General features: G+C 48.3%; 28 protein-coding genes and 2 pseudogenes. 15 read left to right on the forward strand and 15 right to left on the reverse strand.

What is annotated here, in order from left to right:
- Positions 1 to 155: 155 nt before the first annotated feature.
- From MUN53_RS09500 to MUN53_RS09525, 6 genes and pseudogenes are all read right to left on the reverse strand, one after another.
- Positions 156 to 1719 (reverse strand): annotated as a pseudogene (locus MUN53_RS09500) (ATP-binding protein).
- Positions 1720 to 1880: 161 nt separating this feature from the next.
- Positions 1881 to 2585, reverse strand: a complete 705-nt coding sequence (locus MUN53_RS09505; protein ID WP_240957613.1) for an IS1595 family transposase — start codon at positions 2583 to 2585, stop codon at positions 1881 to 1883.
- A gap of 329 nt (positions 2586 to 2914) precedes the next feature.
- Positions 2915 to 3682, reverse strand: a complete 768-nt coding sequence (locus MUN53_RS09510) for a hypothetical protein (RefSeq protein ID WP_170078800.1) — start codon at positions 3680 to 3682, stop codon at positions 2915 to 2917.
- Between the two features lie 30 nt (positions 3683 to 3712).
- A complete protein-coding gene (locus MUN53_RS09515) occupies positions 3713 to 4633 on the reverse strand; it encodes a relaxase/mobilization nuclease domain-containing protein (RefSeq protein ID WP_243325130.1) in 921 nt (306 codons plus the stop codon).
- Between the two features lie 4 nt (positions 4634 to 4637).
- Complete coding sequence (locus MUN53_RS09520) at positions 4638 to 5012, reverse strand: plasmid mobilization protein (protein WP_243325104.1); 375 nt, start codon at positions 5010 to 5012, stop codon at positions 4638 to 4640.
- A gap of 226 nt (positions 5013 to 5238) precedes the next feature.
- The gene (locus tag MUN53_RS09525) at positions 5239 to 5733 is read right to left on the reverse strand and encodes a DUF3408 domain-containing protein (protein WP_075965485.1); all 495 of its coding nucleotides are present in this window, start codon (positions 5731 to 5733) and stop codon (positions 5239 to 5241) included.
- Positions 5734 to 6293: 560 nt separating this feature from the next.
- Here MUN53_RS09525 and MUN53_RS09530 point away from each other — a divergent pair.
- From MUN53_RS09530 to MUN53_RS09540, 3 genes are read left to right on the forward strand one after another with little or no spacing between them, the layout of a single operon-like run.
- The gene (locus tag MUN53_RS09530) at positions 6294 to 6605 is read left to right on the forward strand and encodes a helix-turn-helix domain-containing protein (protein ID WP_075965486.1); all 312 of its coding nucleotides are present in this window, start codon (positions 6294 to 6296) and stop codon (positions 6603 to 6605) included.
- 6 nt (positions 6606 to 6611) lie between these two features.
- Positions 6612 to 6899 carry a hypothetical protein gene (locus MUN53_RS09535; RefSeq protein WP_009275867.1) on the forward strand — a complete coding sequence of 96 codons (288 nt, stop codon included), beginning with the start codon at positions 6612 to 6614 and terminating at the stop codon, positions 6897 to 6899.
- A gap of 36 nt (positions 6900 to 6935) precedes the next feature.
- Positions 6936 to 7259, forward strand: coding sequence for a helix-turn-helix domain-containing protein (locus MUN53_RS09540; protein WP_004295308.1), 324 nt, complete (start codon positions 6936 to 6938; stop codon positions 7257 to 7259).
- 338 nt (positions 7260 to 7597) lie between these two features.
- Here MUN53_RS09540 and MUN53_RS09545 read toward each other — a convergent pair whose 3' ends face one another.
- The 3 genes from MUN53_RS09545 to MUN53_RS09555 are packed head-to-tail and all read right to left on the reverse strand — an operon-like array spanning position 7598 to position 8775.
- On the reverse strand, positions 7598 to 7777 hold the full coding sequence (locus MUN53_RS09545) for a hypothetical protein (protein WP_005641974.1): 180 nt from the start codon (positions 7775 to 7777) through the stop codon (positions 7598 to 7600).
- A 4-nt stretch (positions 7778 to 7781) separates the two neighbouring features.
- A complete protein-coding gene (locus MUN53_RS09550; protein WP_004295310.1) occupies positions 7782 to 8174 on the reverse strand; it encodes a hypothetical protein in 393 nt (130 codons plus the stop codon).
- A gap of 40 nt (positions 8175 to 8214) precedes the next feature.
- The gene (locus MUN53_RS09555) at positions 8215 to 8775 is read right to left on the reverse strand and encodes a sigma-70 RNA polymerase sigma factor region 4 domain-containing protein (protein WP_117816635.1); all 561 of its coding nucleotides are present in this window, start codon (positions 8773 to 8775) and stop codon (positions 8215 to 8217) included.
- 320 nt (positions 8776 to 9095) lie between these two features.
- Between MUN53_RS09555 and MUN53_RS09560 the strand changes: the two genes are divergently transcribed.
- Positions 9096 to 9284: a hypothetical protein gene (locus tag MUN53_RS09560; RefSeq protein WP_243325107.1), complete on the forward strand. Its 189-nt coding sequence runs from the start codon at positions 9096 to 9098 to the stop codon at positions 9282 to 9284.
- A 440-nt stretch (positions 9285 to 9724) separates the two neighbouring features.
- Here the strand turns inward: MUN53_RS09560 and MUN53_RS09565 are convergent, their stop codons facing one another.
- The 4 genes and pseudogenes from MUN53_RS09565 to MUN53_RS09580 form a co-directional block, all read right to left on the reverse strand.
- Positions 9725 to 10324, reverse strand: a complete 600-nt coding sequence (locus tag MUN53_RS09565; RefSeq protein ID WP_038605937.1) for a GNAT family N-acetyltransferase — start codon at positions 10322 to 10324, stop codon at positions 9725 to 9727.
- Positions 10325 to 10329: 5 nt separating this feature from the next.
- Positions 10330 to 10497, reverse strand: a complete 168-nt coding sequence (locus MUN53_RS09570; protein ID WP_007853006.1) for a hypothetical protein — start codon at positions 10495 to 10497, stop codon at positions 10330 to 10332.
- A 33-nt stretch (positions 10498 to 10530) separates the two neighbouring features.
- Positions 10531 to 11013, reverse strand: a complete 483-nt coding sequence (locus MUN53_RS09575) for a hypothetical protein (RefSeq protein WP_117816615.1) — start codon at positions 11011 to 11013, stop codon at positions 10531 to 10533.
- Positions 11003 to 11482: pseudogene (locus MUN53_RS09580) on the reverse strand (site-specific integrase); the annotation flags it as partial. The gene MUN53_RS09575 and the pseudogene MUN53_RS09580, both read right to left, overlap by 11 nt.
- A 333-nt stretch (positions 11483 to 11815) precedes the next feature.
- Here MUN53_RS09580 and MUN53_RS09585 point away from each other — a divergent pair.
- The 6 genes from MUN53_RS09585 (at position 11816) to MUN53_RS09610 (ending at position 17999) form a co-directional block, all read left to right on the forward strand.
- Positions 11816 to 13147 (forward strand): site-specific integrase, encoded by a 1332-nt coding sequence (locus tag MUN53_RS09585; RefSeq protein WP_243325131.1) that lies wholly within the window; start codon positions 11816 to 11818, stop codon positions 13145 to 13147.
- A gap of 3 nt (positions 13148 to 13150) precedes the next feature.
- Entirely contained in the window at positions 13151 to 14512 is a 1362-nt protein-coding gene (locus MUN53_RS09590; RefSeq protein ID WP_243325109.1) for a site-specific integrase, read from the forward strand.
- On the forward strand, positions 14497 to 14916 hold the full coding sequence (locus tag MUN53_RS09595; RefSeq protein WP_243325111.1) for a transporter: 420 nt from the start codon (positions 14497 to 14499) through the stop codon (positions 14914 to 14916). The genes MUN53_RS09590 and MUN53_RS09595 overlap by 16 nt, the downstream gene beginning before the upstream one ends.
- Positions 14917 to 15033: 117 nt before the next feature.
- A complete protein-coding gene (locus MUN53_RS09600) occupies positions 15034 to 16170 on the forward strand; it encodes a DUF262 domain-containing protein (RefSeq protein ID WP_243325113.1) in 1137 nt (378 codons plus the stop codon).
- Positions 16171 to 16182: 12 nt separating this feature from the next.
- Positions 16183 to 17334: a DUF3696 domain-containing protein gene (locus MUN53_RS09605; protein ID WP_243325114.1), complete on the forward strand. Its 1152-nt coding sequence runs from the start codon at positions 16183 to 16185 to the stop codon at positions 17332 to 17334.
- 5 nt (positions 17335 to 17339) lie between these two features.
- On the forward strand, positions 17340 to 17999 hold the full coding sequence (locus MUN53_RS09610; RefSeq protein ID WP_243325116.1) for a hypothetical protein: 660 nt from the start codon (positions 17340 to 17342) through the stop codon (positions 17997 to 17999).
- 141 nt (positions 18000 to 18140) lie between these two features.
- Here MUN53_RS09610 and MUN53_RS09615 read toward each other — a convergent pair whose 3' ends face one another.
- Together MUN53_RS09615 and MUN53_RS09620 are read right to left on the reverse strand one after the other, a co-directional pair.
- A complete protein-coding gene (locus tag MUN53_RS09615; protein WP_243325118.1) occupies positions 18141 to 18443 on the reverse strand; it encodes a helix-turn-helix domain-containing protein in 303 nt (100 codons plus the stop codon).
- Between the two features lie 41 nt (positions 18444 to 18484).
- A complete protein-coding gene (locus MUN53_RS09620; protein WP_195337798.1) occupies positions 18485 to 18796 on the reverse strand; it encodes a helix-turn-helix domain-containing protein in 312 nt (103 codons plus the stop codon).
- Between the two features lie 511 nt (positions 18797 to 19307).
- On the opposite strand from MUN53_RS09620, the gene MUN53_RS09625 reads away from it, so the two are divergent.
- From MUN53_RS09625 to MUN53_RS09645, 5 genes are all read left to right on the forward strand, one after another.
- A complete protein-coding gene (locus MUN53_RS09625; protein ID WP_243325120.1) occupies positions 19308 to 19739 on the forward strand; it encodes a DUF3408 domain-containing protein in 432 nt (143 codons plus the stop codon).
- Between the two features lie 183 nt (positions 19740 to 19922).
- Positions 19923 to 20288: a plasmid mobilization protein gene (locus MUN53_RS09630; protein WP_243325122.1), complete on the forward strand. Its 366-nt coding sequence runs from the start codon at positions 19923 to 19925 to the stop codon at positions 20286 to 20288.
- 9 nt (positions 20289 to 20297) lie between these two features.
- Positions 20298 to 21236, forward strand: a complete 939-nt coding sequence (locus MUN53_RS09635; protein WP_243325124.1) for a relaxase/mobilization nuclease domain-containing protein — start codon at positions 20298 to 20300, stop codon at positions 21234 to 21236.
- Positions 21237 to 21238: 2 nt separating this feature from the next.
- On the forward strand, positions 21239 to 21898 hold the full coding sequence (locus MUN53_RS09640) for a hypothetical protein (protein WP_243325125.1): 660 nt from the start codon (positions 21239 to 21241) through the stop codon (positions 21896 to 21898).
- Positions 21899 to 21903: 5 nt separating this feature from the next.
- Entirely contained in the window at positions 21904 to 23115 is a 1212-nt protein-coding gene (locus MUN53_RS09645) for a tyrosine-type recombinase/integrase (protein WP_243325126.1), read from the forward strand.
- The last annotated feature ends 5 nt before the right edge of the window (positions 23116 to 23120 follow it).

Consider the following 23120-nt stretch of genomic DNA (forward strand, 5'->3'; position numbering starts at 1 on the left):
CTCATACATAATTGACAAGCTAACTGTGGAGTAATATAAAAAACAAGCATGTATGTCCGAAGATTGCTATACCAGTAAGTAATCTTCGGACGTATTTCTTATCGAAGGTTTCAGTGAATTGTTTTACATGATTACCGGGTGCGAATATACATATATTATTCCACCATCCACCGCTCAATGTTCCGTGTCTCAGATGAGAAGTTTACGCCAATCTTGAATAGCTTGCGTTCATCGTTGGCGAAGGGCGTATTGTTTCTCGTCGATCTGCCGTAAGGCTTCCTCGGCTGTGCCGTTTAATTTGAACTCCATGATGTAAATGTAACGATCGGTCTGCAAAACGAGGTCGATACGGCCATTCGAGGTGTGATATTCCACCTTAGTGTACAGCCCGACCAGTCGGAAGACGATGAAAAGTACATTTTGGTAATGCAGTTCCGTGTCCCGTTCCGGCTTTTGCCCGGCGATCACCTCGTAAGGGGTATCGGCGAAGAAGCTTTGTAGGCGGCGGAAGAATGCGCCGTAATCGCCGCTTTCCACTTCTTGGACAAAACGTCCTATCTCGAAGGGGGGCTTTGCGGCGCTTATGTTCGTGTAGAAAGGGAAGAGATATTTGACAAAGCCTTCTTCCACCTCTAGGTTCGGGAAACCTTATTTATAGATGCCGAAACGGGGGGCATAATCCTTGATCGTAAGATATCCACTTTGGTAGATGACGGGTATGGGATTGTTCGAGGCGGAGTCGATGCTGTTGAGCACATTGGTGTCAGTCTCCGTGTTGGCCATCTCGTAGAGGTCGTAATGGGTGTGCTTGAGCAGCTCCACGAGGTAGGAGGGTGTCCCGGTCTCGAACCAGTAGTCTCCGAATTCCATCTTAGCGAAGGTATTCAATAGGCTGAATGGATTGTATATACCCTCGGACTTGGCAGTGAAGTGATATCCGTCATACCATTCCTTGAGTTTTTTGAGGGTTTCCTCATTGCTCATACCTTGTATGTCAGCCAAAGTCTGTAGTTCATCCCTCAGATATATAAGAATCTCTTCCCCCGTGATACCACATATCTTTACATAGCGATTGTCCATGGAAATGTCCATGAGGTTGTTCAAGTCGCTGAACACGCTCACCTTCCCGAACTTGGTCACTCCGGTCAGCAGGGCGAAACGGATGGCCCGGTCCATGGTCTTCAATACGCCATAGAAGGGTTTGAGCATGTTCCTCAATTGGTTTTGTGTCTCCTCATCGTGCAGGTTCTGCAATAAGGGCTTATCATACTCGTCTATCAAGATCACGGCTCGTTGTCCGGTCTTGTGATAGGCCCGGTCGATGATCCCGGCGAAGCGGAGCGGCAGGCTTCTTTCCGCCGGGTCCGCTCCATAGAGTTTTTCCCATGCGACGAGGTTACGGTTCAAGATATCCTCCAGATCGCTCGTGGAGGCATATCGCGCGATGTTCAAGTCGAGGTGAAGGATGGGATGCTCCGTCCATTCTTTCTCTAGTTTCTCGATAGCCAATCCCTCGAACAGTTCCTTTTTCCCTTGAAAGTAAGCCTCTAACGTAGAGAGCAACAGGCTTTTCCCGAAGCGTCGGGGGCGGCTGAGGAAATAATGGCGTCCGGTTGTCGCTAATTGGTAGATCAAGGCTGTCTTATCGATGTAAAGATAACCGTTCTTGCGAAGGCTCTCGAAGTTCTGTATGCCGATGGGATAAATAGTCTTGTTCATAGCTCCTGTGTTTAATGAGACTTATAGGCAAAGATACAAAAAAATGCAGAGCGTAGCGTAGGGATTAAAAGCAAAAGTGGGTTTCTCTTAGAGGTAACAAAAGTTTCATACTGAGGAAACTTTTGTTTTTCTTTGTGTGGTGATAAAAGTACTAACAAACCTTAAATGACATCTTCATCATCGATTTGCTCGTAATTTCTCCATTTAATGTCAGATATGTATAGTGCGGCAATTTTGACTAACCTGTCAAATAAGTCATATTTGGGATCTGAAGAATCCCGAAAAAAACGTCTGTTGAATTTCCAGCAATACTCATTCAAGTACAACTGCAGGAATTGTGCATCAACATCTCCGTGAATAGCTGCTACGCCATCCCTGCAACGCCCAATCACGATGTGTACCCATGGGAGAACACTCTTTACAACCTCGTCAACATTGCCTTTCTCTGTAAATGACTCATGCCTGAAGAAATACTCAGAGAGATTAACGTGGGAAGAGGAATTATCAGTGATGACAACAGCGTTCTTGGCAACATGTTCCCTTACGATTGTATCTATTGTACTGGCATTTAGATTGTCCAATACAAACATTTTAATGTAATGCACAACCTTTTTTGTGGATTTGCCTTTCATCTTGCTTGCGAACTTTCCTGCTTTGTCACCTTTATCTTGGCTTTTCAAGTAGCTGAGAAGTACTTCGTCAGCAGATTTGCTTTCTACTACAACCAAGACCTTGGCTTGCCGCTGGCTGCCTGCACCTCTTCTGATAGTCTCACCTTGAGCTTCTTCCGGAACCCGTATCGGGAAGAATGCCTCGTTCGGCTCAACTCCACCGGACAATTCATAGATAGCGTCACGCTTGCCCATAATGTTGCGAAGTTTCATCATCATTAGCCATATCGGTGGATACTGGGAGGCCCTAATTGGTGTTGTACCTCTTTGGCCGAAAGTACTTACTTGACAGAAGTCATAAGGTGCATGGTATAGAACCAAGAACTAAGTGATAATTTGCTTGTTTCATTACAGTCCCTTTTGTTAGAGGTATCAAGCAACCGCATTGGGGACATTGAAAGACTTTACGACCACTCAACCACTTATGAGTGATTGCTTTACACTCTGGGCATGACGAGGATGTAAGTTTCTTATTTCCTGCAAATAAAAGAAGCTGCAATGCCTAGATTGTTGCCATAGTGCAGTCATTTAGAATTAGGATTGTCCAGTTGCTTCCTGATTTCCTGTGCCTCCCTGAACAGCCGGTGCGCCAGACTGTCCTTGTAGGCCGCCATTTCATGGTTACGGATGCGGTTCCTGACCGAGTCCTCAAAAGCGGTCACCAGCCTTTCCACACGCCGGATCTTTTCCTCGTCTCGCTCGATGGTGAAATGCTTCTCTAGGAAGGCGATGTCGGGATCATCCCCCGGCAGGCAGATCCTGATGGCGCGGTATTTCAAATCGGCATCCTTCAAGAGCCGGTTCGTGCGGTACTGGTTACAGTTGGCCCAGACGGAAACGACCAGTGCCAGGATCAGTGCTGAAGCTGTCGTTACCACCGCCTTGGATGCGCTTTCCAGACGGTAGGTCACCAGTTTGTGTACCGGTTCCTTTTTCAACAGGACCATTCTCTCATCCAGCCGTCTTACCGTTTCCTTTACCGCCTGGCTGTCCTGCCGCAGGCAGTCCCTTGTCTTTTCCATTTCCCCGGCAAACGTTTCGGCAGACAACGGCCTGCCTTCCGACAAACGGGCGGTACGTTCCCGCACTGCGGCCATCTCCGAGCCGTTTTTCTCCACCGCGGATTGCAGACGTTCCAGACGGGCCTTCAGTTCCGCAATCCATTCCGCAGATGAGGTACAGCTCCCAACCGTGGGGTTTGCACCTTCCATGGACAATGCCCCCACTTTCTTCTCAACCCTTTCAAGGCATCCGTAGATACCTTCCAGATAGTTTTCCTTGTTCTCTTTCATTGACATAAAAATTAACGTTATACATATGGTTCATAGATTCCTTCCTCTTTTGCGTTTCTTCTTCCTTCTCAGGCGTTCCGCCTCCCGCTCGTCCTCACTTGGCGCAGCCGGCGGCATAAACAGGCTTCCGGTACCGGTGACCTCAATCAGGTTACCAATAGCAAAACCATGGTTTTGTTCATGCCACGGTTGCATTCGGGAAACATCATTCTCCTGAGCCACGGCATGGTTACGTTCCAATGCCGCATCCAGCCTTGACCAGCTGAAACTGCGGTCAATCTCACTCCCCTTGAATGACTGGTTATCCTTGATAAAGCGGATGCCCTGCACTTCATTAGTGTTTCCCTTGTACTTGAATTCCATTTCCACGCCCATTTTTAAGAGCTTATTTTGAAATTCCTTCCATGTATCTGCACTCCTCAAAGCTTCCTTGACCGCACGGTATATCTCGTATTTCACCTTGTCGGAAGCGTGCAGCTTTTCCGTTTTAACGGCCTGTTTGCCTTCGGAATAAGTGAGCGAATACTTCTCCTTGAGCATTTTCGTCACCCTCTCGTTGCGCCTGAAATCGTTGCTGTCGGAAATCACTTTCCCGTCGAAGTCCACCCGGTTGAAGACGATGTGGCAGTGCGGGTTGTCCGTCCCGTGATGCCTCACCACGATGAACTGCGTGTTTCGTATCCCCATCAGTTCCAGGTATTCTCCCGCCAGTCTTGCCATAAAGGCATCGGTCAGTCTCGGTGCATCCTCCGGCTTGAAGCTGAGCGCGATGTGCCCCACCGGTTTCGTCACGTCCGGATTCAGCAGGCATTGCCACCGGAAGCTGCGTGCCATCTCCTCCGCCGTTCCCAGCAGCACGCCTTCCGAGGCAATGATTTTCGCATCGTCCTTCTGTGTCACGTAGCGTATGCAGCCGCCGAACGAGCGGCCTTTTTTGATCTTTCCTATCATGAGGCTATCCTCCTCCTTCAGGTCTGTAATCATCCATGATCCGCTTCAGCTTTCCCAGCAACCCCTCTATCAGCAGCCTTGTCCTGTAAAAGCCTGTCTGGTGCGAGAGCTTTGTCAGCTGGTTCAGGTTGTTCGCCATTCCCGCCAGGCTGCGCAGCAGTGCGTTCTCCTCTGGCGTATGCCTTGCCGTCACGGTGGCCGCCAGTGCCGCCTCCCTGATATAGACCGCCAGACTCCGGCCGGACTTCCCTGCCCTGAACCTGAGAGCCTCGTAGCTGACGGGGGAGAACTTCACTGTCACTCCCCTGGTCAGCTTCCGCGTCCTGCCCAGTGCCGGACGGCCGCGTTTTTTCTTCATCCCATTCACATCCTTTGTCATATGTTTTTCTTTTTCGTCCGTACTTCTTTCATTCCAAAATCTGCGACCGGCGGGAGTAGATCCGTCCTCCCTGCAACCACCGGGCGCGGGGAGCAAGGGTTTTCGGGAATCCGGAAACATACCCTTGCTCCCCCCACAGAAAAATCCCCCCGCATTTTCCACATTGAAGCGGGTACACAGGGGACGGTGCATACATCGGGTACACTCCACGCCCGGTTACAGGCTGTCAGATTTTTCTCCACTGCTCGATGTCCCCACGGTAGGCGGCAAGATGCTCCCTGGCAAGGTTCTCCAGCAGTCCGGAAACGCTCATGCCACGCCCGCCGAGCCTGCGGACGACGGCGTCCAGTTCGTCCCTCACATCCTCACTGACGAACACCGTCTTGCGGTTCCTGATCTTCGGGACGGTGAGGTATGTTTCCCGGTACTCCTCCAGCGAGGCCCTGCGCTGCCTGCCGCTCGTCCTTCTTCTCACGGGGTCTTCCGGTTCCGGCGGGGTGTCCTTTCTTCCCGCCTCCCCGGACACCTCCTCCGCATCAGTCCCGGATGGAATCACCGGTTCCGCATCCGTACCGGTGGATTCCCCCGGACCGGGTTCCATCATGAGTCTTTCCCACCACCCGTCGTGGCCGGGGCTAGGACTACGACCGTTCTTTCTGTCTGCGGTTTCGGATGCCGCCGTTTTCTTTCCTCTTGGTTTTTCAGTCGGTTCACTTTTCATTGTACATGGATTTTAGATGGTTGATACTGTGGGCACGGTCTACCCGTTTGCCCGGTTGTCGGAAGCAAATAAAACGATAATAACAAGTGCTGTGAAACGGACGGGTCCGATTGGCGGGGTTTGCCGTGTTATTCATATTGTTGGATCGGTCTGACGGTGATGACTTCACAAATATACGCACCGGAAATTCCCAAATTCCCCGGGAACGGATCTGAACGTAGTACTTCTTAGCTTACTGAAAAGTGATTAATCAACTTTACCAAAAATGCTGTTTTTAAATTTGCCTATTACATCTGAACGCTTGCTTACTGAAAGCAAATGAATGTTAAAATCAGATTCCAATGACATCTGATGACATATAATGACATCTGATGAAGGGCCGGAACCATATCCGGGAACAATCATTTACTTTGCGGATGAAACAAGTACGCATATGGTGTCAAAGGTAGTCATCCTGTCTTGAAATTCAGGATGTTCCGCCGGGATTCACTAAATTGCGGCACGGAATCCGGATCCGAAAAGAGAATGAAACAGATGTCAAACCTGAAATTACATTGATTATGGAAATAGTGAACATTGAGGCAAGGACCTTCGAGGCGATGCTCTCAGCCTTCCGGACGTTCGCGGACCGGCTGGACAACCTCTGCCGGCTGTACGGCGACATGGAGGAGAAGAAATGGCTGGACAACCAGGAGGTGTGCCTGCTGCTGAAGGTCAGCCCGAGAACCCTGCAGACCCTGCGTGACAACGGCACGCTGGCATATACACAGATCTGCCACAAGACTTATTACAAGCCCGGGGATGTGGAAAGTATCGTCCGGATAGTGGAAGAGCGCCGCAAGCGGGCTGAAAGCATGGGAAAATCAATTTGAGAAGCCATGGGAAACGAAAGGATGATACTTTCTCCCGACAGTCTGGCAGGCGGCTGGGAAAGTCTGGACGGCAGTCCCGATTTCTACATCTTCAGGGATTCCAGCGGGGACTACCGCCTGCTGGCCTACAGCCTTGACGCGGAGTACGGGCGGGGAAGCTTCTCGCTCTACAGGATAGACGGGGACGGGGAGGGATGCCATATCCGTATCGGTACGAAAGAGTGCCGGTTCATGTCGGAGGGATGCCCCCACACCCTCCATGTCATGGGGTGGGGCCGATATATGAGAAACTGAAAAAGTAAATGTCAAACCAACAAACAGATGAGATTTATGATGAACACCGATAACCGTCTGCTCACCCGTGAGAGCAGCGAGCATATAAGAGAGTTCTTCTCCACCGTCGAACGTCTCTCCGTTTCCATGGAGCGTCTCTTTGCCGGCAGGTCACCGGCGATGGCGGGCGAGAACTTCTATACGGACCGCGAACTGGCTGAAAAGCTGAAAGTGAGCCGCCGCAGCCTGCAACAGTACCGTGACAGCGGCCTGCTTGCCTTCACCCGGCTGGGCGGTAAGATACTGTACCGTTCTTCCGATATCGAGAAATTGCTTGACGGCTGCTACCGGGAGGCGAGAACCAGGCCGGAGGAACTTTAGAAATGTTCCGTACGGGATCGTGAATGAAGGGGCGGTCGGTTGTCATACCGATTGCCCCTTCGTTTTCTTTCCATCGGATGAACGACTTTAATTTGCTCATAAAGTATTTATACACAGAGTATTTCTCTTTATGAATTATGATCCGGTGACAACATTGGCATAACATGGCGGGACATGGAAACATTTTTCCGGTATGGCAATAAGATACGGGGATTCCATTATAAAAAAAGACCCTTATTTTATTATGTCATTATGTTATTCTGAAATTGGGGCGGGTCGTTCGTGTACCGGTGGAACGATCCATTCCCGTAATGGCGGCACATTCCGTACCGGTATCATTATCCTCCGGCAATGCCGTTTCCCGGTCTTTTCGGAGTGACCTTATGCCGGCCGGTGACAACCGCATGTCCGTGTGTAAACATGACGGCACATAAAAACAGGCACATCCTCCGGGCTTTTGTCCCGTCGGATGCGCCTGTCTCCGTCATGTCATATACAGCCGGACTCCTCCGGCCCATGTCTCTATCTGAGTATCGGATTCGAGAGCAGTATCTTGTAATAGGCCACTCCGCCAATCTCTACCGGCATCCTCGCCATCATGAACTGCACGCTCTTCCTCTCCACCTTCGCCTGCCGCATGAGCCTCTGCACGATAAACCCCGCCGAGAACCTTGCGCATCTTTTGTCCTTCCAGACGATGAACCCCTCGCTGTCGTCGGCCCGGCAGATGTACCAGTCATCCGTCTCGTCGTCGTGGGCGAAGTTCACCCGTCCGCCGCCGAGGATTCCCAATTCGATTGACATCGTCTTTGACAGATAGACGGTTCCCCTGCTGTCAAGGTTGATGGTCCGCTTTCCCTTGTATGTGACTTCCTGCGGACGGGAGTTTTCCCTGTTGTATACTATCAGTGCCATAATTGTCTTTCTTTTATCGGTTGAACTGTTTTCGTTTTTTTCAATACATGAAGCTTTCCACCGCCAGCATCTGGCTTCTCCATGCGAAACCGCTGTGGGTACGTACCGCGTCCACTATCCTGCATACTTTCTGCGATATGGCCGATGCCGAGATACCCATGCATTCCGCCAGTGCCTTGAACGAGAATTGCGCCTCATAGAACCGGAGCATGAACATCCGGTACTCCTCGTAGGAGAACTTCTGCCTTACGAAACGCAGTATGTCCTTAACCAGCCTCTCGCACCCGTTCAGGTCGTCCTCGGAAAGGAATTTTGCCTCCTCGCCACATCGGAGGAAGAAATCATCTTCAGGGTGTGCATACCGGTTCTCTCTTTTAATCTTTACCAGGGCCGCCTTTTTGTAGCATCCGATGAAATACGCGTCATAGTCCGTTATGTCCTTTCCGGGAACCAGCACCTGCCTTCTTACGAAAAGGTAGGTGTCATGGAAATTGTCCTCGTCCAGTATTCCGTACCGGCGTAACGTCCCTCTCAACCTGTCATAGGATTTTGTGAACCACTCGTTGAACAATCTTTCCTTTTCTGCGCTCTTGTCTGCCATAGCCTTATATTTTTTTGAATTATACATGGCCTACACGGGTAGGCATTCTTATTTCTTGTGCTTCCTCCAGTTTGTTTTTCGGCGGTCTCCGGCAAGGCTTGCCGTGAAAAAATACGCTCACGCGAAGCGTGAGGAAGATTTTTTCACGAGCAACCAGCCCGAAGGGCCGCCTTGCGGGACCGGCCTGAAAAACAACTATTTTTGCCGCAAGAAATGAGGATGACGGATTCCTTCTGTCTATTGCCTGTCCGGTGAGAATCTAAAATACCATGCAGCTTTTCTGTCTTCGGTATGTTTGGAGAAATATTCAAGGATATGGAATGGGAACGGCAATATGTGATATTGCGGAAGGAACGGATATGGGATTGGAAACAGGAAGCGTGCCCGGGCTTTCATGCGGTTTATACGGCAGTGTTGATTTTTGGGAGGATTACAGGGAGGTGACAGGAAGGTTGGCTGTCGGAAAAATTGCGTACGCGTTGCCCCTTCCGGAATACGGAGTCCTTTAAATCATGGAAGACTTTATTCAGGAGTGCGTCTCGATATTTGCCTGAGACAAAATTATAAGTCGCCCATTCATGGATAAGTATTTGGAATATATCAATGACATGCTACGATGCGATAAAGAGAATCGGAACGGCGGACTGAAACTTGCAACCGGCTGATAATGCGGACTATTCTAAAACAAGTGTGGAAAACTTGAAGACATCCGACGGAAAACCTTGGAAAAAGAAGGACCGGACAAAGCCTCCGCCTTCAAAATAATGCTCTATTATGCCACAGGTGCGGCATTACTTGTCATTCCGGATTGGCTGCCCGTGAAATGTAACGATAAATCCACCGCCCTCCATCAAGAAAACGGCCGGTGCCATATGGCAGGCAATCGTAGCGGCAGCCCGTCTTGGGAACCCGTTGTCACCCCAAAGGATTTTACTGATATATTATTATGTCAGTCCTTTTTCAAATCAAAATACAGCAAGCGGGTTTTCAAAGGTTCATCTTGCGGAATATCATAATATTGCTTTTCTATCACGTCTGTTTTATAGAGTGGGACGAAACCGTTTCTTTCATAATACCTGAGAATCTTTTCCTCATTGTATGCATCCACCACGATAAAACGGCATCCTGTCTTGTTGTCCTCATGACGGAACCAGTCTTTTATGAAAGCCATCAGTTGCCGTCCTACGTGGCTTGATGTACCCTGATATTCCCGGTTGACACCCAGTCTTCCTATCAGCACGGCCGGATAGCTGCGTCCACGTTTAGGATTTACAATATTGCGTTGCAGCCTGTTTTTATCATTGGGGGATATTAGTCTGGTCTTGATACTGTCATTGGACAAGGTAAACAAGGCCACAATACGATGCGGGATTTCAGCCGTCACCCAACAATATGTTTTTCCAAGGAGTTCATCCGCATACAGATCGGCATCATTGAGAAAAAAATCATCAAGGTCATTCTCGCCACAAGTGAAAGGAAGGCAATTCCTCCGTACTTCCTTGTTATAGGCAAGCATGACACAATCATCATATAAAGAAATACCGTCCATTGCTGTTAATTGAACCGGAATGAACGGGATTTCTCCAATACTTTTCTCAACCGTTTCTTTGCCTCCACTGATAACCGGGGTGTTACCTTTGCGGCGTTCTTGTCTGCACTGCGTACGAAATCTTCCGCCGTAGCGCCCTCCAAAACCGGAATGTTCTTGATGGTTATAGCCATGATATTATTTTTTGCAAAAATACAACTTTGTTGTTATACAGCCAAATAATAGCCCGTCTTCCACTCTTTTTTCCGGAATGTTCCTCCATATCCGGAAAAGTCTGTGCCACGCCGCCCGTTGCGACAAGCCGTTTCTACCAAGGAAAGGGCAGGCAATACCGGCTGACGTGGATACAGGCGGAACAACCCGCATATGCAATGCAGAGGGAGCAGGAGAGCCTTCACCACAGCCGGAGAGGAAAGCGGTCTCATGCCGGGGTACGGCATGAAAAGGGGCTCCCGGACAGTTCTTTTCCTTGTCGCACATGCACTACGTCGGTCGCAGTTTTCGCCTTCTGAATCCCTCTTACGTCCGTCCCTGCGCTTTCGGAGCGTTTTTCCGGTAGAAAATTTCACCATGCGGAAATTTTCTGCCGGAAACCGGAGGGAAAACGCGGAGTCCCGCAGGGACGGACGAACTTTGATGAGGAAGGAGAAAATCGTCCGTTTCATAAAAACCATTTCCTCAGATGGCATCGCATATCTCCTTCTCCATCTTTTCCAGCTTATGGGACAGGATTTCCATGTCGCTGCTGATCTTCTGGTTGGTTATCCGGGCATATATCTGGGTGGTTTTCAAATCCGTATGCCCCAAAAGACGGCTTACGGTCTCGATGGGTACACCGTGCGAGAGCAGCACGGTGGTGGCGTTCGTATGCCGGGCAACATGATAGGTCAGCCGTATCTTGAAACCGCACTGCCTGCCAAGTTCCTTCAATATGGTGTTGCATCTGCCGTTGCTCGGTACCGGAAATACATGATCGTCCTTGGACAGCCCCTTGTACTTCTCTATGATGCGCCTGGGAACGTCCAGCAGGCGGATGTTGGACTCGGTGTTTGTCTTGCGCCGGCGGGTGATGATCCAGAGGTTGCCGTCGAAAAAGGTCTGGAGCCGGTCGGTCGTCAGCGCCTTCACGTCCGCGTATGCCAGTCCGGTATAGCAAGAAAGAAGCATCAAAGCAAGGGAGATAGGAACAAAGAGAATCAAACGCAATACGTTGTAAAGCAGCGGTTTTGCAGTTGTTTGCCATTACAGCCAAACAGCAAGGGAAAGCAGGATAATGCAAGGTTTCCGCTACCAAGTCATTACCTGTTCCGCTACCTGCCTGAAGCCTGAAAAACAGCATTCCTAATGCTTGTAAACAAGCATTATACGTGCAGCAAGGGCTTCAAATCCGCAGATTTAACAGCATACGTTCCGTTTGCGCCGTTCTGCCCCGTTTCCAATTCTGTCAGTCGGCAATGTATCACTAATATTGCAACCAAAAAAGTTATGGCAATGAAGACAGAAATGAAAGTGCTGCTCTACATCAAGCGCAGCGGACAGGACAAGGACGGACAGTCGCCCCTCATGGGCAGGATAGCCGTCAGGGGAAAGAACAACTCCATCGCGCAATTCTCCTGCAAGTTCAAGGTGGACGTGAAGCAGTGGAACGCCACTGCCCAACGGTGTACGGGCAAGAGTAGGATGGCGGTCATGGCAAACCGGGAGATTGAACGCACGCTATTGTTGTTGCGCCAGCGTTTCAACGAACTTAAAGACATCAAGGAGGTTGTTTCGGCAGAGGAAGTGAAGAACGCCTACCAAGGGTTGGCTGAATCTCAGGACACCATCATGAAGCTGTTCGAGGAACACAACAGCGACTACGCCTTGCGCGTGGGCGTGAACCGTGCCGTGAACACCTATTACCAGTACACGAACACTTACCGCCACCTTGCCGTGTTCCTGAAAGACAAGTACCGTCTTTCGGATATGCCCGTCAAGCAGATTGACGGTAACTTCATAGAGGATTTCGACATGTACATGCGCACCGTCAAGCGTTTCAAGCCAAGGACCATAGTCGGGCATATCAACCGCCTGAAATGCGTGATGATGCTCGCCGTGTTCCGCGGCATTATCCCTTTCAGCCCGTTCAAGGGTTACAGTTCGCAAAAGCCGGAGTTCAAGCAGATGTACCTTACGGAAGAGGAACTGGCCAAGTTTGCCAACATGACCTACGACACGCCCAACCGCAACTTCACGAGGGACATGTTCCTGTTCTCGTGTTGGACTGGCATCTGTTACTGCGACATGAGGGCATTGACGGAGAAGAACCTCGTGAGAGCGGAGGACGGAAGCCTGTGGATTCATACGGAAAGGCTGAAAACGGGCACTCCCGAATGTGTAAGGCTGATGGAGATACCGCTAGCCATCTTGGAGAAATACAGGGGCATAGATGCCAACGGGAAACTGTTGCCTATGCTCACAAAGGAAAGTATGAACCGCCACCTGAAGAAAATAGCCGTGATGTGCGGCATCAACCGCCCGATTTCATTCCATCAGGCAAGACATACCTTCGGCAGCATAATTTGTTTATCGCAAGGAATACCCATCGAAACGGTAAGCAAAATCATGGGGCACAAGCATATAAAGACCACACAGCGGTACGCGAAAGTCACGCAGGACAAGATTGACCGTGACGTGGACAGGCTGAATGAAGCCATCGGCGGTAAGTTCTCCCTGTTCGGGATTGATGCATCCCCTTCCACGATACGCAAGGACAACACCCGGCGCAGGGTAAATCCGAGTTGGAAACAAGGGGCTATTGTCAAACAAATGATGGAGGGATAAGTCATGCGCAGCACGTTCAAGCTATTATTTTACATCAACCGACAGAAGGTGAAGAAGAACGGCAAATGCCCAGTCATGGGGCGCGTAACCCTTGACGGCAAAGTCAGCCAGTATTCCACAGGGTTGGAAGTCGAGCCTGCGTATTGGGATGCTGATACGGGCAGGGCTTCCACTGACGGGCGCAAGGATAGCTTTGACAGCGAGAAGAAAAAGGAGCTGGTCAGGCTGAACGATGCCCTGTCCGCACTGGAAGCCAAAGCCCGTGCCGCCTACACGGAGAACGTGGACAGTTACGGTTTCGTTTCTGCTGAAATCATCAAGAACGCCGTGACGGGCAAGTCGCAGGTGAAGGAAACCCTGCTCGCATTGATGGATGAACATAACGAGGAATACGCCAAGCGTGTGGGCATCGACAGGACAAGGCACACTTATATCCGGTATCTGACCACACGCAAGCACATCCATAATTTCATGAAGTACAAGTACGGCATGGAGGATATGCCGTTGCGCTCGCTGACCATGCGCTTCATGACCGACTTCACGTTTTACCTCTCCACGGTGCTAAGGCTGAAAGTGTCGGCATACAACGACTACCTCATCCTGCTGCACAAGATGACGCGGCTCGCCTTGAAAAGGCATATCCTCAAACGTGACCCTTTCGCGGGGCACAAGATAGAGAAAATCACGGTGAACCACCGCTACCTGACGGGCGAGCAGTTCGAGAAGCTGTTGAAAGCCAAGCTGCCCACATACAGGCTGTGCCATACGAGGGACTTGTTCGTCTTTTCGACTTTCACTGGCATCGGGAGGGCGGATCTAGCGAATTTGACGGAAGACAACATCATCACGAAGGAGGACGGCAGCAAGTGGATTCACATCGCACGTCAGAAGACCAAGGCGGAGTGCCATATCAAATTGTTGGACATACCTCTGCGCATCATCGAGAAGTACCGTGGTGAGGGAAAGGACGGAAAACTGTTCTTCGTTCCGCAGACTTCAAGCCTGTGCCGCAACTTGAAGATGATAGCCGAACAGTGTAATCTGGGATGCCATCTTACCTACTACATGAGCCGCCATTCGTTTGCAACCCTGATTTGCCTGAACAACGGCGTGCCGATAGAAACCATCAGCAAGATGATGGGGCATTCCTCCATCCGCACCACGCAAATCTACGCGGAAATCACCAACCAGAAGGTGAGCCGTGACTTGGCTGTGCTGTCCGAGACCACCAAAGGAAAGTTCTCCCTGCCTGATGACGGGATGCCCTCGCGTGTGTTCAAGTGCGGCAATTACAGCGGTTGGAAAAAGGAATGTAAACGGAATTCTGACAATGAAAAAATAATGCGGACATGGAAAGAGGAATAATCATAATCACTGAAAACGGGGCGGTCACGATGCCGACCGCTCCCGTTTGGATGACGCAGCAGGAGATGTCCGATGCGTTCAATGTGTTCGGTTACGACATCCGCCGGGCTGTACACGTCATCTACAAAAACATGGAGTTATCGGAAGAGGAAACGGTACGGCACGTCAGGCAGGACGGCAGAATTTGCTATGACGTGTACAGTCTTGAAATGGTGATAGCCGTGGCGTTTAAGTTACGAAGCAGGGAAAGTATGGCTTTCAGACGGTTCATCATGGAAAGGTTATGCACAGCAAGCCGTGAAAAGCCTGTAAATTTGTTCTTTTCACTGTCCATAGCCAATCCACGGTATGTATGTAAATTTTTAGGTATAGGTTTTACTTGTTTGTTCATTCATTCCTGGTGATTTGTTTATCATATGGTAAACCAGGATTAAATCGTTTGGTAACGCAACTTTTTTATTTATAAATTCTTCGTTTATCAGTTTAATATGTATTTTTGTACTGAATTTCAAAAAAGGCACATGGAAGAAAAAGATTTCAATAATTTAGATGGGCAAGAGATTGAACAGGAAGATACTTCTTCTGGCGTATTGATTACCCAACCTTTTTCACCTAATGATATAAAATTGAGTAATCCCCCTATGAATCTGGGTGATTTGATAGATATGATTCAATATGATTGGATTGATTTTCATACGGAATATCAGCGGAATGAAGACCTATGGTCACCGGGGAAGCAAAGTCGATTGATAGAGTCGGCCATGTTAGGATTGCGTCTCCCTGCTTTTTATTTTGAAGAAGTTACCCGGAGACATTGGAAGATTATCGATGGTTTGCAAAGGTGTTGTGCGATTCGTAACTTTTGTGTGGACGAATCATTGGAATTGTGTGAGCTGGAATTCTTAGACTTTAACGGGAAAAAATTCAGCGACCTACCTTTTGATTTAAAACGAGATATCCGAATGCTCCCAGTTACTGTAAACTTGTTGAATAGTGGAGTGCCTGACAAGGTGAAATATATCTTGTTCAAACGACTGAATACTGGTGGCATGGAATTGAAACCTCAAGAGATAAGGAATGCCGTTTTCCAAGGGAAAGCAATTGAATTGGTTAAAGAACTCGCCGTAAATTCTGCTTTTTTAAAAGCCACAGGTCATAAGATTCCTACCAAACGGATGCAGGATCAAGATTTTGTGACACGCTTTATGGCTTTCTACCTGCTTGGCTATGAAAACTATGTGCCTGATTTGGATAACTTCATGAACACATGTCTGGAGATGATCAATCATGGTAAAATTTCCGAGGAGGACATCAACCACATGAAAAAGGATTTCACCCGGGGAATGGAACTGGCGTATGAGATATTCGACAATGATGCATTCCGAAAACGGGAGTCTGTCGCTGACAACAGAAGACCTATAAACAAAGCTTATTTTGAAGTAATAGCCGTCACTCTGGCTAAGGTAGACGAGAATGACAGCGACCAGATATTAGCCCACAAAGAGCTATTCAAAACGAATTTGATAACGGAAATGAATAGAAATAGATCATACAATTATTCATTTTCGGGAGGTACAGGGCAACCAGACAATGTCAAAAGACGTTTTTCTCGTTTTGCTGAAATCCTTAGAAAGAGTATAAACAATGAAACCATATAATAATAGTATCTGATGATAACCCAATTGCAAATATCCAATTTCAAGTCGCATAAAGATACCAATATCAACCTTGGTAACCTGACAGTCTTAACGGGCGTGAACGGTTGTGGCAAAACCAGTGTCATCCAGTCTCTTCTTTTATTGAGACAGTCTTTCCTGAAAAACCGCCTTGCACAAGGCTTGGATCTAAACCATCCATTGTGTAGTATAGGTATTGCCCATGATGCATTGTACCGCTTGGCTGAGGATGACATCATCACTTTTCACTTTACCGCTGACCACAACGAATATCATTTTAGTTTTAAAGCGGCAATGACGAATTTACAGGATTCATTCATTCGGAAAAACGCATATAATGATAATGCGTGTAATGATACCAGATTAAGAGATTTATCCCTGTTTAACAACGATTTTCAGTATATTAGTGCGGCTAGATGGGGAGGAAAAAGTGTTTTTCCAAAAGAGACCTATGCTGTAGAAATCCAAAAGCAATTGTCGTTGAACGAAGGACAAGGTGAACTGGTAGCGCATTTCTTGGATAAATATGGTGCTGAAACCGTACAAGACTATTATGAAGAAAACCAGAAAGAGGATTTGAGTTTGTTGCAACAAACCATTTATTGGGAACAGAAAATCAGCCCTGATGTGACCATAAATGTGGAGCAACGGAAAGACAGTAGCACATATGCTATCAGCTACGGATTCAATGGCGAAGACAGCCAAACCAAACCTGTTATGGACTTGCGGGCAGAGAACATCGGTTATGGCATATCCTATACTTTGCCAGTGATTGTAGCGTTGTTGTCGGCACAACCGGGAGCCTTGGTTATATTGGAAAATCCGGAAGCTCATTTGCATCCCGGTGGACAGGCCGCATTGGCTAAGTTGATTGCTAAAGTGGCCAGTGAGGGGATACAAGTAATCGTAGAGACACATAGTGATCACATCATCAACGGTATTCTTTTAGCTTGCAAAGCCTATCAGAAAAACCATAAGCAGGGCATATCCAACCATCTGGTTAAGGTATATGATTTTCATGACAAAGAGAAACACGCATCCAAAGCAGAAGAAGTAGTGATTGAAGAGGATGGTATACTTCGCTATCAGCCCAAAGGCTTCTTTGACCAGGCAGAGAATGATTTGTATAGTTTGTATAATGAATGAGAACCATGCTTAATATCTATTTTCATGTTTTGGACGAAGTAACCCAACCTATATATAAGGAACTAAGGGATTGGAGATCCAAGAAAATCAAATTATGGTTCAATAGTGCGGATTGCGACAGGAATAAGATCCAACAAAGAGACAAGTGCCTTATCGACCGCAACGTAAAAGACGATGATTTGTTTTGTTTTCTTTGGGATATTAAGAATACGAAGGTTGTTCCGTTGTACGGTGACGGTCTGAAACATCTGGCGACATGGCATGATACATTCCAGAAAAGTTTCATTTGCATAGACCGCTTGGTGCCTCCTAAAAACCGTTTAGTGCTTTTTCGGGATGCTGTGCATAAAGAAGACCATCCTAAGGGATTCATACAAGTACCCTGTTTCAATGACTTAGGTAAACTTATCGATTATCTGAAAAATCTTGGTTTTTTCCAATTCTCGCTGGAAAACTCCAAAAGATTCACCAAAACAAACTTCATGATACAAGGGGTTCCTGTATATCAGGAAAACAGTACAAGATACTATTGGTATTTGGATAATTTTCATCAGACGCATTATGAAGTATTCGATAGTAATGGGAAAAGGCACCTAGGAGAAGCAGATCTTGACGGCAATTTAGATAAAAACAAAAAAGATAAAAGTAAAAAAGCTATCTTTTGAAAAAGATAGTTGGGAAATGGTATATGTAAAATTATGCCACAATTAGATGGCAATCTATCTGTAACTGAAACATAAAGATGAAGCCGAAGGTGAACAGTTTTCCTACCACCATCGGCTTTCTTTGTTTTTTCACATTCTGATTTACGTTCCCAAGCGATATGCGTTCCGATACCCGCTCATCACCATCTTTTCGATGTCCGATTCCTTATACAGGATTTTTCCGCCTAACTGGTAATAGGCAATTATCCCGTTGTTGCGGTAATCCTGCAAGGTGCGGCGGCTCACCTTGAGCCATGCCGACACTTCCTTGTCCGTCAGGAACTGTTCGTTACTTGGCGAAGCCTTGTGGCTCGCATCCATTCTTTCGATGCCTTCAAGCAGGGCATCCAGTTGTCCGATAAAGCCGACTTCCAGTTCACGGTCGGCAAGAATCAAGTCGTTCATAATTTACAGTGGATTTAGTGGTTACACATTTTGTTGTCTGATTAGATGCTACAGCCACGATAGGCTGCATCCTTGCGCCTGTCCTCCACAAGCCGGACGATACACTGCACATCCTCCGGCTTGTAAAAAATCTTGTGTCCTATCTGCGAGTAAGCCAGCGTGCCGTTATCGCGGAGCGTCTGCAAGGTGCGCGGACTGATGCGTAACTGTTGGCAGACTTCTTGGTTGTCCATCCAACGGCTGAGCCGTTTGCCTTCCCTTTTGTGAAGGATTTCATTCACCCGGTCAGACAGGCGGTTGAGCTTGCCGACCATTTCTTCATACTTGCTTTTTGAAATGATTACTACTTCCATACTTATTATACTTACTGTTTGTTCTTCTTTTTGCCTGTAAAGTAAAGCCGTTGTCCGCTTGAAACAATGGATTTGCAATGAGGTGGCAGCTTGTGGCAGCAAGTGGTCGGGAGTGACGTCATCCACTGAACCCGTTACGGCTGTTCCAAGCGTCCGTGCTGCAAAGAAAAGCTAAGTCCGGCATAATCCGACCGCTTCGCACTTGCGTGGCAGCATTTGGCGTCGATGTGGTAGCCTGTGGCGTTCTTCGGTTTCTCAAAGGGCATTTCCTTAAATCCGTCCCGACTACTCCATTTAAGCCCTTAAAATTCCCAATGCCCGTTTCATGCACTATGGCAAAACGGCGCAGCCTGAACCGCTCTGGCAATGTGTAAAGTGCAAAACCATACATTGTTGCCCCACTCCATCCAATCCTTTGACTGTCTGTTTTATAGCCATTTCCTTTGCAACCGATAATCGGTCAAATGTGCGCACAACGACCAACATTGTTAAACACTAAATTCAAACAAGTATGAAGAAAAACGTAAGCAGCCAGAGTATGGATGCAACATTGCAGGACTTTTTAGGCAACAAGCCGAGTTTGGAAACCCCGAAGCCCGAACCACAGCCTGCCGACACGCAGGAACAGGCAAGTGGGGCTGTGCAGGAAAAAGCAGGTGAAGCCGTGCAGGAACAGGCGGACGAAACTCCGCAGGTGGTACGCCGTATCAGCGGCAAGCAACGCCGTGCATCGTTGGAGGAGTACAAGGAAGCCTTCCTCACTGTTCCGTCCATTGAAGACCGCAAGCCCGTATTTCTCAGCCGCAGCACGCGCGACGCCCTCGACCGTATCGTACGCATGTTCGGTGAGCGCAGGATGAGCGTGTCGGGACTGGTGGAGAACATCGCACGGCAGCACCTTGACACCTACGGGGAGGACATCGAGGCATGGCGTAAACTCTGAGAATTAAGAAGTGGATTAACGGGGTGCGATTCAGAGTAACTCTGAACTATTCCAGCGGAGTTTTGAGGGGAGCAAGTTTGTGTTTCGGGCATACCGAAACCGTCTGCTCCCACTCCGAAACTCTGTGGAGAGCTGCATCCCGTTGGTCTAATGGGTATCTGTATTATAAACAGTAACAAACGTATGGAGCATAAGCAAAAAACAGTAAGAAGAAATAAGGGAGGTCGCCCCAAGAAGGGAGCGGCAGACAAGTTGAAATACCGCCTCACGGTGAAGATGGCTACATCGGACTACTACACACTGAAAGGCAAGGCACGGAGTGCGGGCATATCCGCCGGGGAGTTCCTGCGCCGTTGCATGAGGGACGGACAGGTGAAGGAGCGGCTCTCGCCGGAACATACGGGTTATGTCCGCAAGCTCTGCGGCATGGCGAACAACCTGAACCAGCTTGCGCACAAGGCAAATGCTGCTGGCTTTGTCACGGTGAGGATGGAGTGCCGCATACTCGTGGCACGGATTGAAGAATTGCTGAATTTAATCCTCTTATGACAGCCGGATATGATAGCTAAAATTGTAAAGGGAAGCAGTTTCAAGGGTGTGGTAAACTACATTCTTGACAAGGAAAAGGACGCTAAAATCCTTGTCTGTGACGGTCTGTTTGCTGAGAACAGGGACACGATAGCCATGAGCTTCGAGGCGCAATCAAAGATGAATCCGAGGGTAATGAAGCCCGTCGGACACATCTCGTTGGCTTTTCATAAGGAAGATGAACACCGTCTTACAGACCATGCAATGGCAGGAATAGCGTTGGAATACCTGAAAGAAATAGGGATAACCGACACGCAGGTTCTCATCGTGCGCCACTTCGACAAGGAGCATCCGCACGTGCATATAGCGTTCAATCGTATCGCCAACAATGGCAGGACTATCAGCGACCGTAACGAGCGGATACGCAGCGCACGTATCTGCAAGGAACTGACACGGAAGTACAACCTTTATTTTGCCAGCGGCAAGGAGCGGGTGAAGCAACACCGCCTGAAAGAGCCGGACAAGACCAAGTACGGGCTTTATTCCATTCTTAAATCGGAGGTTTCAAGGTGCGGAAACTGGAACATACTTGCCGCTAATCTGAAGAAACAAGGCGTGGAAATGCGGTTCAAGCACAAGGGCAATTCGGACGAGGTACAGGGTGTAGTTTTCACCATGAACGGCTATTCGTTCAGTGGTTCCAAGATTGACAGACGGTTTAGCTATTCCAAGATAGACGCTGCATTGGAACGTAACAGACGCAATGAACGGCAGGAAAACATATCACCGCCGCATCGTGAAGGACAGTTCATGTTTCCAACCGAACCAAAGGACAACGATGATTTGTACAGCGGTTCGATTGGTCTTTTCATGCCGGACAACACGGACGGACAGACTGAGGAAAACCGTTTCGAAGAACAGCTAAAACGTAAGAATAAGAAAAAGAAACAACATAAAATAAGATTTTAAACATGGATAATAATGAAGTTTATTCACTCTTTGAGGACATCAAGAACGGCCTTAAAGGTATCAGTAGTAAGTTGGAGAATACTCCAAAAGTAGCAAACAATTCATCAGACGGACAACCTCCGACGGTGGACTTGGCCCCCATAAAGGAGCTGTTCGAGAGTTCCGCAAAGGAGCATCAGGTACAGACCAAAGCTATGCTGACCAAGTTCGGGGAAGCGGAAGTTTACGCATCAAATAGGATTCTACACCTGTTGCGAAACATGAAAGATTCGTTTGCCCGAAGTTCGGAAGAACAGAAAAATGAGCCGCAGGAACATATCCACCGCCACAGCTTCGACATCCGGTCGAGCAAGGTATTTTCTCTTTTGGTCGGCATGGGCATCGTGTGTGCCCTTTCCATATGGGGCAACATCGAGCTTTGGAAATCCCAACGGCAATATGCGGACGATGCGTTGAAATTCCGCGTCATCCGTTCATGGGGAGGCTGCAACGCCAATCATATTCTTTGGCTGAATGACGTGTTTGACATCCACCGTAACGAGGAAGCCATCGAATGGATACGGCAGGAAGCAGACGGCTATGACAGAGGGTTAAAGACTTTGTCCGACAGTCTAATGCAGGAGAAATTGAAAGTTAAACATGTAAACAGCAACAAAAAGTAAGGTGAATGGCATCGGTAAAAGTGAAATTCCGTCCTTCTTCCGTAAACGGCAAGGAGGGCAACATCTACTATCAGGTAATACACGACCGCGTGGTCCGCCAAATCAAGACGGATTGCCGGATATTTGAAAGCGAATGGAACGGCAAAACATCGGCGGTTGCCGTTCCTGTTCTGGCAAGCATCGAACGGAAAAACTACCTTCAATCGGTTGCAAGCCGAATCGAATGGAATGTAAAACGCCTAACGGCAATCATCGCATTGCTTGAAAAAGGGAACAAAAGCTACACGGTGGAGGACATCCTCGTGAAATTCAACAGGCAAGCGGACGGACAATCCCTGTTCCCTTTCATGCAAGGCATCATTGAACAATTAAAGTGGCTGAACAGAATCCGCACCTCGGAGACATACTCCGCCACGCTTGCCAGCTTCATGAAGTTCCGTGAAGGTCAGGACATTCTCCTGTGCGAAATAGATAGTGATACGATGAGGCTGTACGAGGCATGGCTGAAAGCCAACGGCAACTGCCCCAATACGACCTCATTCTATATGCGCATACTCCGTGCCGTATATAACCGTGCCGTGGAAAAGGAACTGGCGGAACAGAAATATCCTTTCAAGCACGTTTATACGGGCATAGACAAGACCGTGAAACGTGCCGTGCCGTTGAAAGCTGTTAAGCGCATCAAGGAGCTTGACCTGACGTTGAAACCGCATCTGGACTATGCGAGGGATATGTTCCTCTTTTCGTTTTACACCCGTGGAATGTCGTTCATTGACATGGCTTATCTGAAGAAGTCAGACTTGAAAAACGGCATCCTCACATACCGCAGGAGAAAGACCGGGCAGCAATTGACAATCAAGTGGGAAAAGTGCATGGAGGAAATCGTGACTAAATATGCAGGCCGTTCCGTCACGCAATACTTGTTGCCTATAATCACCAATCCATTGGCTGATGAACGAAAGCAATACCGTAATGCCATTTTTCGTGTAAATGCAGCCTTAAAAGAGGTCGCCCGTTTGGTGGATTTGCAGATTCCATTGACCATGTATTGTGCAAGGCATGGATGGGCAAGTATCGCCAAGAGCAAGAACATACCGCTTTCGGTCATCAGCGAAGGCATGGGGCACGATTCGGAGGAAACCACGCGCATCTATCTTGCCTCACTTGACACGAGTGTTGTGGATAGGGCGAACAGCCTTATCCTTAAAGATTTGTAACGGGA

Origin of the sequence: Parabacteroides faecalis (genome assembly GCF_022809355.1) — a bacterium.
Taxonomy (GTDB): domain Bacteria; phylum Bacteroidota; class Bacteroidia; order Bacteroidales; family Tannerellaceae; genus Parabacteroides; species Parabacteroides faecalis.

What these genes read in the sequence shown, in the direction of transcription:
- MUN53_RS09505 (WP_240957613.1), bottom strand. Translation starts at nt 2,585, where the DNA reads ATGGGCAAGCGTGACGCTATCTATGAATTGTCCGGTGGAGTTGAGCCG.
- MUN53_RS09540 (WP_004295308.1), top strand. Translation starts at nt 6,936, where the DNA reads ATGATGAACACCGATAACCGTCTGCTCACCCGTGAGAGCAGCGAGCAT.
- MUN53_RS09560 (WP_243325107.1), top strand. Translation starts at nt 9,096, where the DNA reads ATGGGAACGGCAATATGTGATATTGCGGAAGGAACGGATATGGGATTG.
- MUN53_RS09600 (WP_243325113.1), top strand. Translation starts at nt 15,034, where the DNA reads ATGGAAGAAAAAGATTTCAATAATTTAGATGGGCAAGAGATTGAACAG.
- MUN53_RS09565 (WP_038605937.1), bottom strand. Translation starts at nt 10,324, where the DNA reads ATGGACGGTATTTCTTTATATGATGATTGTGTCATGCTTGCCTATAAC.
- MUN53_RS09535 (WP_009275867.1), top strand. Translation starts at nt 6,612, where the DNA reads ATGGGAAACGAAAGGATGATACTTTCTCCCGACAGTCTGGCAGGCGGC.
- MUN53_RS09605 (WP_243325114.1), top strand. Translation starts at nt 16,183, where the DNA reads ATGATAACCCAATTGCAAATATCCAATTTCAAGTCGCATAAAGATACC.
- MUN53_RS09620 (WP_195337798.1), bottom strand. Translation starts at nt 18,796, where the DNA reads ATGGAAGTAGTAATCATTTCAAAAAGCAAGTATGAAGAAATGGTCGGC.
- MUN53_RS09595 (WP_243325111.1), top strand. Translation starts at nt 14,497, where the DNA reads ATGGAAAGAGGAATAATCATAATCACTGAAAACGGGGCGGTCACGATG.
- MUN53_RS09515 (WP_243325130.1), bottom strand. Translation starts at nt 4,633, where the DNA reads ATGATAGGAAAGATCAAAAAAGGCCGCTCGTTCGGCGGCTGCATACGC.
- MUN53_RS09645 (WP_243325126.1), top strand. Translation starts at nt 21,904, where the DNA reads ATGGCATCGGTAAAAGTGAAATTCCGTCCTTCTTCCGTAAACGGCAAG.
- MUN53_RS09530 (WP_075965486.1), top strand. Translation starts at nt 6,294, where the DNA reads ATGGAAATAGTGAACATTGAGGCAAGGACCTTCGAGGCGATGCTCTCA.
- MUN53_RS09570 (WP_007853006.1), bottom strand. Translation starts at nt 10,497, where the DNA reads ATGGCTATAACCATCAAGAACATTCCGGTTTTGGAGGGCGCTACGGCG.
- MUN53_RS09525 (WP_075965485.1), bottom strand. Translation starts at nt 5,733, where the DNA reads ATGAAAAGTGAACCGACTGAAAAACCAAGAGGAAAGAAAACGGCGGCA.
- MUN53_RS09575 (WP_117816615.1), bottom strand. Translation starts at nt 11,013, where the DNA reads ATGCCATCTGAGGAAATGGTTTTTATGAAACGGACGATTTTCTCCTTC.
- MUN53_RS09550 (WP_004295310.1), bottom strand. Translation starts at nt 8,174, where the DNA reads ATGGCACTGATAGTATACAACAGGGAAAACTCCCGTCCGCAGGAAGTC.
- MUN53_RS09640 (WP_243325125.1), top strand. Translation starts at nt 21,239, where the DNA reads ATGGATAATAATGAAGTTTATTCACTCTTTGAGGACATCAAGAACGGC.
- MUN53_RS09635 (WP_243325124.1), top strand. Translation starts at nt 20,298, where the DNA reads ATGATAGCTAAAATTGTAAAGGGAAGCAGTTTCAAGGGTGTGGTAAAC.
- MUN53_RS09545 (WP_005641974.1), bottom strand. Translation starts at nt 7,777, where the DNA reads ATGGGCCGGAGGAGTCCGGCTGTATATGACATGACGGAGACAGGCGCA.
- MUN53_RS09585 (WP_243325131.1), top strand. Translation starts at nt 11,816, where the DNA reads ATGAAGACAGAAATGAAAGTGCTGCTCTACATCAAGCGCAGCGGACAG.
- MUN53_RS09630 (WP_243325122.1), top strand. Translation starts at nt 19,923, where the DNA reads ATGGAGCATAAGCAAAAAACAGTAAGAAGAAATAAGGGAGGTCGCCCC.
- MUN53_RS09590 (WP_243325109.1), top strand. Translation starts at nt 13,151, where the DNA reads ATGCGCAGCACGTTCAAGCTATTATTTTACATCAACCGACAGAAGGTG.
- MUN53_RS09625 (WP_243325120.1), top strand. Translation starts at nt 19,308, where the DNA reads ATGAAGAAAAACGTAAGCAGCCAGAGTATGGATGCAACATTGCAGGAC.
- MUN53_RS09555 (WP_117816635.1), bottom strand. Translation starts at nt 8,775, where the DNA reads ATGGCAGACAAGAGCGCAGAAAAGGAAAGATTGTTCAACGAGTGGTTC.
- MUN53_RS09520 (WP_243325104.1), bottom strand. Translation starts at nt 5,012, where the DNA reads ATGACAAAGGATGTGAATGGGATGAAGAAAAAACGCGGCCGTCCGGCA.
- MUN53_RS09615 (WP_243325118.1), bottom strand. Translation starts at nt 18,443, where the DNA reads ATGAACGACTTGATTCTTGCCGACCGTGAACTGGAAGTCGGCTTTATC.
- MUN53_RS09510 (WP_170078800.1), bottom strand. Translation starts at nt 3,682, where the DNA reads ATGAAAGAGAACAAGGAAAACTATCTGGAAGGTATCTACGGATGCCTT.
- MUN53_RS09610 (WP_243325116.1), top strand. Translation starts at nt 17,340, where the DNA reads ATGCTTAATATCTATTTTCATGTTTTGGACGAAGTAACCCAACCTATA.